This is a genomic window from Gilliamella sp. B3367 (assembly GCF_026536825.1).
GTDB lineage: Bacteria > Pseudomonadota > Gammaproteobacteria > Enterobacterales > Orbaceae > Gilliamella > Gilliamella apicola_E.
This window is the reverse complement of record NZ_JAFNNJ010000012.1, coordinates 22,337-30,573: the sequence shown is the minus strand read 5'-3', so window position 1 is coordinate 30,573 and position 8,237 is coordinate 22,337. Positions and strand designations below refer to the sequence as shown.

Annotated in this window: 5 protein-coding genes; all 5 read right to left on the bottom strand. The window is 34.9% G+C overall.

Going from position 1 to position 8,237, the window contains the following annotated elements; all coding sequences use genetic code 11:
* Window positions 1–617 precede the first annotated feature (617 nt).
* The 5 genes from J3U23_RS11630 to J3U23_RS11610 all read right to left on the bottom strand — a co-directional run bounded on the left by J3U23_RS11630 (window position 618) and on the right by J3U23_RS11610 (window position 8,216).
* Entirely contained in the window at window positions 618–1,520 is a 903-nt protein-coding gene (locus J3U23_RS11630; protein WP_220225912.1) for a lysine exporter LysO family protein, read from the bottom strand.
* A 92-nt stretch (window positions 1,521–1,612) separates the two neighbouring features.
* On the bottom strand, window positions 1,613–2,539 hold the full coding sequence (locus tag J3U23_RS11625) for a VirK/YbjX family protein (protein ID WP_267337789.1): 927 nt from the start codon (window positions 2,537–2,539) through the stop codon (window positions 1,613–1,615).
* Between the two features lie 224 nt (window positions 2,540–2,763).
* On the bottom strand, window positions 2,764–4,065 hold the full coding sequence (eno, locus tag J3U23_RS11620) for a phosphopyruvate hydratase (protein ID WP_065733917.1): 1,302 nt from the start codon (window positions 4,063–4,065) through the stop codon (window positions 2,764–2,766).
* A gap of 46 nt (window positions 4,066–4,111) precedes the next feature.
* Window positions 4,112–5,749, bottom strand: coding sequence for a glutamine hydrolyzing CTP synthase (gene pyrG, locus J3U23_RS11615; RefSeq protein ID WP_065563301.1), 1,638 nt, complete (start codon window positions 5,747–5,749; stop codon window positions 4,112–4,114).
* Between the two features lie 196 nt (window positions 5,750–5,945).
* On the bottom strand, window positions 5,946–8,216 hold the full coding sequence (locus tag J3U23_RS11610) for an IgaA/UmoB family intracellular growth attenuator (protein WP_267339295.1): 2,271 nt from the start codon (window positions 8,214–8,216) through the stop codon (window positions 5,946–5,948).
* Window positions 8,217–8,237 lie beyond the last annotated feature (21 nt).

The window sequence follows — 8,237 nt, the reverse complement described above, 5'->3', positions numbered from 1 at the left end:
GTATAGTGATTGGAAAAACACGATGCAACACTTTTTTTCACTCATTTACGTTAACTTTTGTAAATAGGATCTAAAAAGGATCTAAGTTATAATTGGTTATCTATTGTTTTAATTGAATATATCGCAATTGCAAATCTTTAAAATTAGAGCGATTGATCCTCAAAAATTTTATTTTAGGGCTTTGAATTAGAAATTTAGTGGTTTTGATATTTTAATAATTTTTTTAGTAAAATTTAAAACCTCAAAAACCCCGCTCCTCAACTTTTTAAGAAACGGGATATTATCTGCACTGAATAAACTGACTAGTGTTGATTGATTCGAAAATTATATTTTATTAACTGCCTACACGGCATAAACCGATTTAATATGGCTGCTTCTTCCAAGTGGTCATTTATTAACTGCCTACACGGCATAAACCTAGAACAAGACATACTATAATCGTTGTTTGCAAAAAGGCAAAGGGCATTTGGCGTTTTAAAAACTCTTTTTTTCAGTATCTTTTTAATATCATGATTTTTAATTATTTTATTTTTTGATTAAAAAAAAGGTTATAAAAATACTATTTTTTAGGGGTTAGAAAACCCCGCTCCTCAACTTTTTTACTCTAATATCAATTCTTAACCATAATTAAACAAGGTCATAAAAATCGGCATGATTAAGGTTAATAGAAAGCCTTGGACGATTGCGGGTGGTACGATGCTGATTCCGGCGCCTTTTTGTAGCATAGGTAGCGTAAAGTCCATCGATGTAGCACCACATAAACCTAACGCTGTGAATTTGTAACGTTTGATTAGGGTTGGGATTAGAATGATGGCGCATAATTCGCGTAGGATGTCATTTAGGAAAGTGGCACTGCCTATAATTGGGCCATGAGCTTCGGTCATGAGTATTCCTGATAGTGAATACCAGCCAAAGCCTGATGACATTGCCAGCCCTACTCGTACGGGTTGTGACAATATGAGTGCTGCAATAATCCCGCCTAAGAAGGTACTTAGTACCACAATAATAGTGGTAACTATGCCAACTTTGTTGAGTAGAATCTGTTTTAGTGAGATGTTGTTACTTCGTAATTGTATACCAATAAGTAGCAATAAAAAGACGAGTACCACTTTGGTGATGTCTTCACTATATTGCCAAATAAAGAGTGGAAAGAGTCCGGCAATAAAGCCGGCGATTAGCGCAATGCACACTCGCAGTGATTCTAAGATCATTTTGAATCGTGATTCATAATTTTGTTTACTATGGGTGGTGCGCCACGGTAAAAATAGGTCAATTAGCGCTAAAAAGATGAAATTGCCACCAAAGGTACAAACAAAAATGATCGCGGTGTAAAATAGGATAACTTTTATGTTAGAAGCTAGATTATCTAAATGAGCCAACTCGGTTCCCATGATAAATAAAATAAAATAGACCATCCAACTTAAGATTAGGTTTATTTTGGTGATCCATTTTTGCTCTTTGAATTTAATCAAATAACCTAGACATAACGGCACTAAAGCAATAAGAATACCAAAATACATGTTTTATTCCTTTATTTTCATTTTTAAAAGTCAAATTTTTTATATCGCTTGCTAATTTGAACAAGCGATTTTTTTGTCGTTAATCCATACTATTATGTTAATGCTGCTAATTGAGTTTCAATTTTATTTTGCAGTTCATCTAATAATGCATAACGATTGCGATACTCAGAACGTTTTTTACTGGCAATATCTTCAATGGCTTTTCGGTTGATTTGGGTGGGTAAAATAAATAACGATCTTTCGTCTTGTTTACCGTCAATAGTTAACCAAAAATCATCATAATCAGATAAGATTCTTTCTTGTCGGCTGTTGTAGCGCCAGTTGTTGTAAACATGGGTTTTATTGCCCACAGCAATAATTTGTTCAAGCTGGAAATAACGAGCAATAATTAATGCGGCTTCCACCACCACACGTTTAGGAAATAGTCCATAACACTGTTTTGTTGCTTGCTGAACTCTGGTGCGAGCGTCTTGATGCCCTGTTCCTTGTAATCCTGCTATAAACAGTGTTGGTTTTTGTTGGTATTGGTTAATGGTGAAGGTTAACGTGGCTAAATCAATGCCATCATTGTCATAAAAATATAAGCTTAGCTCACCTTCACGAGCAAACTTGTTACGTGCTTGGATGGCGATTTTTATGTTAGCTTCGTTCTTAGCCATAACACTGGCTAGTTCAAATGATGAATCTGGATTGTAAAAAGCTTTAGTCATGCTATCAGGATGATTTGCTAAAAAGTCATAATGATAGGCTAAGGCTTCATAGCGCTCTTGTTGACTTAAACAAGATGCTAAATAAGGTCGTTGTAATTTACAGGGTAAATTGGTTTGGCATGATAGATAGTATCCAAGTAATGGGTATTGTCTTAATTTATCTAATAATTTAAGCGTTATTGGGCTTAAAAATAGGGTCCTGAAAAAAAATTTATAACGATAAGTCGGTTTAAGCCATAGTTCATTAAGCGGTAGTTTACCTGTACAAAGCCAGTTAAAAAGTTGCCATTTACTTTTAGGCTGGGACATATTCGTAATATTGTTCATAAGCAGAAAAATGTGTTCGTAAGTTTGTAAGAAAATTATATGTGGCTAAATTATTAAATATCAATTTAATATTAACGTTAAATTTAAATGTTTTAAGTAAGCTGATAAGAGTACAACACAACCTTAGTCAACGCAACCCTTGCGGTGTGATGAATAAAAAAACGGTGAACTGTGTCACCGTTTTTATGATCGTTTAAAAAAACGAATTATTGACCTTTAACTTCTTTTAAACCGTTGAATGGTGCTTTTGAACCAAGCGCTTCTTCAATACGGATTAATTGGTTGTATTTAGCAACACGGTCAGAACGGCTCATAGAACCAGTTTTGATTTGACCAGCAGCTAAACCAACAGCTAAATCAGCAATTGTTGAATCTTCAGTTTCACCACTACGGTGTGAAATTACTGCTGTATAACCAGCATCTTTCGCCATTTTAACTGCTGCGATAGATTCAGTTAATGTACCGATTTGGTTAACTTTAACTAGGATTGAGTTAGCGATGCCTTTTTCAATACCTTGTTTGAAGATTTTGGTGTTAGTTACAAATAGATCGTCACCAACTAATTGGATTTTGTGACCTAATGCTTTAGTTTGGTATGCCCAACCTTCCCAATCGCTTTCATCTAAACCATCTTCGATTGATACGATTGGATACTGATTAGTTAAACCTTCTAAATAGTGAGTAAATTCTTCAGCAGTGAATTCTTTGTTTCCTTCACCTTTTAATACGTATTTACCAGTTTCTTTGTTGTAGAATTCAGATGCAGCACAGTCCATCGCTAAAGTGATGTCTTTACCTAGTACGTAACCTGCTTTTTCTACAGCTTCTTTGATACATGCTAATGCTTCAGCGTTTGAACCTAAGTTAGGTGCAAAACCACCTTCGTCACCAACAGCAGTATTCATGCCTTTAGCGTGAAGTACTTTTGCTAAGTTGTGGAATACTTCAGAACCCATACGGATTGCTTCACGAACTGTTTTAGCACCAACTGGTTGAATCATGAATTCTTGAAGGTCGATGTTGTTATCAGCGTGTTCACCACCGTTGATGATGTTCATCATTGGTAATGGCATAGAGTATTGACCTGGAGTACCATTTAGGTCAGCGATGTGTTGATAAAGTGGTACACCTTTCGCTGCAGCTGCTGCTTTAGCTGTTGCTAAAGATACTGCTAGGATTGAGTTAGCACCTAAGTTAGATTTGAAATCAGTACCGTCTAAATCAAGCATGATTTGGTCGATTGCAGCTTGATCTAACGCATCTTTACCAATAACTGCTTTAGCGATTGGTCCATTTACGTTTTCAACAGCTTTAAGTACGCCTTTACCTAAAAAGCGAGATTTGTCACCATCGCGAAGTTCTAACGCTTCACGTGAACCTGTTGATGCACCAGATGGAACGATTGCAAGACCAACGAAACCACCTTCTAAATGAACTTCAGCTTCAACAGTTGGGTTACCACGAGAGTCGATGACTTCACGACCATGTACTTTAACGATTTTTGCCATGTTATTTTCCTCTATATGACAGATATATACCTAATGTAAACATAAATTATTTTTGCTGCTGATCTTGATAATCTTTGGCAGCTTTAACAAAACTACTAAATAATGGATGTCCATCACGTGGTGTTGATGTAAATTCTGGATGGAACTGACACGCAACAAACCAAGGATGGTCTGGAATTTCAATAATTTCCACTAATTTTTTATCAGTTGATAACCCTGTCACTTTTAAGCCAGCCTTGACAACTTCTGGTAATAAGTTGTTATTGACTTCGTAACGGTGACGGTGACGTTCGGTTATCGACTCTTTTTTATACATTTGAGCGACTAATGAATTTGGCTCTAAATGACAGATTTGCGAACCTAAACGCATGGTGCCACCTAAGTCGCTATTTTCATTACGTTGAACCACATTACCAGACTCATCACTCCATTCAGTGATTAATCCAATAACAGGGCTTGCACAATCTTTTACAAACTCTGTAGAGTTGGCATCTTTAATACCCGCTACATTACGTGCATACTCTATCATAGCAACTTGCATTCCGAGGCAAATTCCTAAATAAGGTATTTTGTTTTCACGTGCATAGCGCGCAGCAATAATTTTACCTTCAACGCCACGATAACCAAATCCACCCGGTATTAAAATCGCATCTAAGCCTGCAAGTAAATCGGTACCGCGTGATTCGAGGTCTTCTGAATCAATATAACGAATATGAACAGTTAAACGGTTTTTTAATCCACCGTGTTTTAACGCTTCATTCACTGATTTATATGCATCAGGTAATTCGATGTATTTACCTACCATGCCAATTGTGACTTCACCTACTGGATTAGCTTCTTCATAGATGACTTGCTCCCATTCAGATAGATCGGCTTCCTTACATTCGAGATGGAAACGATTGCACACGTAGGTATCTAAATTTTGTGATTTCAATAATGCTGGAATTTTATAAATTGAATCAACATCTTTAAGTGAAATCACCGCTCGTTCAGGCACATTACAAAATAGTGCAATTTTCGCTCTTTCGTTAGCCGGAATTGCACGATCTGAACGACAAATGAGTATGTCAGGTTGAATACCAATTGATAATAACTCTTTAACTGAGTGTTGTGTCGGTTTGGTTTTAACTTCACCTGATGATGCAAGATAAGGCACTAATGTTAAGTGCATAAATAAGGTATGTTCACGACCAACATCAACCGCTAATTGGCGAATTGCTTCTAAGAATGGTAGTGATTCGATATCACCCACTGTGCCACCCACTTCAACGATAGCAACATCGTAACCTTTGGCACCATCAATAACACGATCTTTAATCGCATTGGTAATATGAGGGATAACTTGGACTGTCGCGCCTAAATAGTCTCCACGACGCTCTTTTCGTAAAACGTCAGAATAAATACGTCCAGTTGTAAAATTGTTTTTTCGGCTCATTTTGGTGCGAATAAAACGCTCATAATGACCCAAATCGAGATCGGTTTCGGCACCGTCTTCAGTCACAAAAACTTCACCATGTTGAATTGGGCTCATTGTTCCCGGATCGACGTTGATGTAGGGATCGAGTTTTAGCATGGTGACTTTTAAATTGCGGGCTTCTAAAATTGCAGCTAATGAGGCTGCGGCAATGCCTTTACCTAAAGAAGAAACGACACCGCCTGTAACAAAAATATAATTCGTGACCATTAATACCAGACCATTATTAATTTAATTGAACAATATCACATTAGTTTAAATGATAAATGCAATATATGATGAATCAGACGGGAAATTAGTATAACAGAATATGGTTTCTCTCACAATTGAATAATTGAGTTTAATTACTTAGTTTGTTTACTAACTTGGTGTCTATTATTTAATTACTGCTATTAACCCCGAACAGTTAATCGTTGTATTCAAGAATTTTATCTTGATAATGACTAATAATTTTTTCGAGCCTAAATTGATTGGCGGCTTTTTTCCATATATAAATAATAGTATTAATTAAGGCGATGAAGATAACAAACAAAAAGACAAAATTGTTGATCAAAATTGGCGATGAAAATAACTGATTTTTATCGATATCATTTCCATAATCAGTTGAAAGTGTTAGTTTCGAAATTTTTCCATTATGATAGCTAACTTTGGTAACAATACCTGTAATTTTTAAGTTGGCACTATTACCTAATAAAATATTATTGTAGTAATCAAGTTGCTCTTTGAAATTCCCATTTGAGTATATATAGTTTTGATCATACAGTGGAATTAAATTGGTTAATTGTATACTAAGGTTATTTGCATCATTTTGTAGCATGACCACTTGTTGTTTTGCTTTATCGGCTAATTGTTTTAGTAACCATGTTCGATATTTAGCAACGAGTCGGTCGAGCTTTTTAGCTGAGGATAATGTTACAATTTTTTCCATATCAGGATGCAATTTGGCATAAGCCACCACCTCTGACCAATTATCGGTTAGATTACCATTTGGTAGTAAACTTGCTAAGCTATTTTTAATTTCTTCGCAAGGTTCAAGGTTTGAATGATTACAACCATCATTAATGATTAAAATAGCCTTGTTAATATCGTAAATTTTTATCAACTCTGATGTATCTTGGCTATTTGGCTTGTATTGTGGATTATAGCGATGAGAGTAACGATAATTACCTATAAGCTTATTTAAACGCTTTGCGAGAGTTATTTCGTGAACTTCATCGTCTTTTTTCATCTTAATAAGATTTTCAGAATAAATTGTTTGTAAATATTGAGGCCAAGAAGGGAAAAGACTAAGTTTATTGCTGTCTATTGGATTGAGATTAACAAATATTTTATTACATTGAAAATAATGTTTTTTTATATTTTGTATATTATGAATATCACATGAAACACTAGATAAATTCAAATTAACCCGATCCATAGATTGGATGGCGGATTGCTTTAACGTGACTTTATCATCAATATTCCAAGTAGTGAGTGGCGCGGTTAATTGTCGATAGGTAAAATCTAATTTTTCACCCGCATTAGTAAAAAAGAAAATTAAGACAGCCAGTATCAATCCCGTAATAGATAACATAACATTATGATGAACAAATTTTGGCGCACCATAATTTCTTACCTCCTCACTTATTGATAAGTGTTCACCACAACTAAGTACTCGTGCTGTATCAACTTCGATCTGCATGTCAATAGGTATATTATTATTGGGGAGAAACGGTTCCCAGTATGTGGGAAAGAAAATATCATAGCTTGAATCAATAGTTAAATTAAGATAGGCTGACCAACTACGCCTAATTGGTGCTTTAATATGATTAACATATTTGGTCGGCAATTTTCGTTTTATACTCGATGCAATTAGGGCAAAAATAAAACAGATGATTGAAAAAATAACCAAGGCAATTGACTGAAAATGTTCTAAAGCTAACAAAAGCATTACGCCTAAAACAAAAAAAACTGTCATTAATTTGCCAGAATTGCTTCGGTCTTGGTTCGCGATTTCAAATTGATTTTTTTCTCGTTTGCTAAGAATCTCAAAAAACGGTTTTTTTTCAGATGTTTCTGTGACTAGTTGTGTTAAGGTCTCATTAGATTTTTCTATGTTATTTAAACGAATAGGTCTAAATATTCCCGTCTGCCAAAAATCATAAAGTTGTTCCTGTTTACGAGCTTGCAGTCTCAAACTAGCTTGCACTAAATCATAGCTGTTTATTTTAACTACAACGGCATAACTATACGTAAAGACAATTTCAACCGTATTAATATCATAAGTGATAGTTTCTTGTAGATCTGGATCTCGCTCTTTAAACCCTCTAATACCGATATCCATATTGTAAGGAAAAAATAACCGGATATTATTCATCTGATAATAATATTTATTTAGGGTTTCATCAGTAAAATCTTTTTCAATATAACCTTTTAGTTTCACAACATCAGAACTGATTAATACGTTTTCCCAATGATAAGGAGTGGTAAAATTGTTTTCATTATCAAGATAAGATTGAAGAACAAGGGTTTCTTCTTCTGTTAGCTGTCGTATTGCATGTTTACGGATAAACTCATACTTCTCAGGCAGGCTTTTTTCGTTAATTAGAGGCTCTTTGACTTCTGTAAAATCGGGACCAGATAATTCAAAATACGCAATAGCGAAAAAAATAATAACAAACAGTATAATAACTAACATACTTTTAAGATCTTTTTATTT

Coding starts and splice junctions, on each gene's coding strand:
- J3U23_RS11630 (WP_220225912.1), bottom strand. CDS start 1,520: ATGTATTTTGGTATTCTTATTGCTTTAGTGCCGTTATGTCTAGGTTAT.
- J3U23_RS11625 (WP_267337789.1), bottom strand. CDS start 2,539: ATGTCCCAGCCTAAAAGTAAATGGCAACTTTTTAACTGGCTTTGTACA.
- eno (WP_065733917.1), bottom strand. CDS start 4,065: ATGGCAAAAATCGTTAAAGTACATGGTCGTGAAGTCATCGACTCTCGT.
- pyrG (WP_065563301.1), bottom strand. CDS start 5,749: ATGGTCACGAATTATATTTTTGTTACAGGCGGTGTCGTTTCTTCTTTA.
- J3U23_RS11610 (WP_267339295.1), bottom strand. CDS start 8,216: ATGTTAGTTATTATACTGTTTGTTATTATTTTTTTCGCTATTGCGTAT.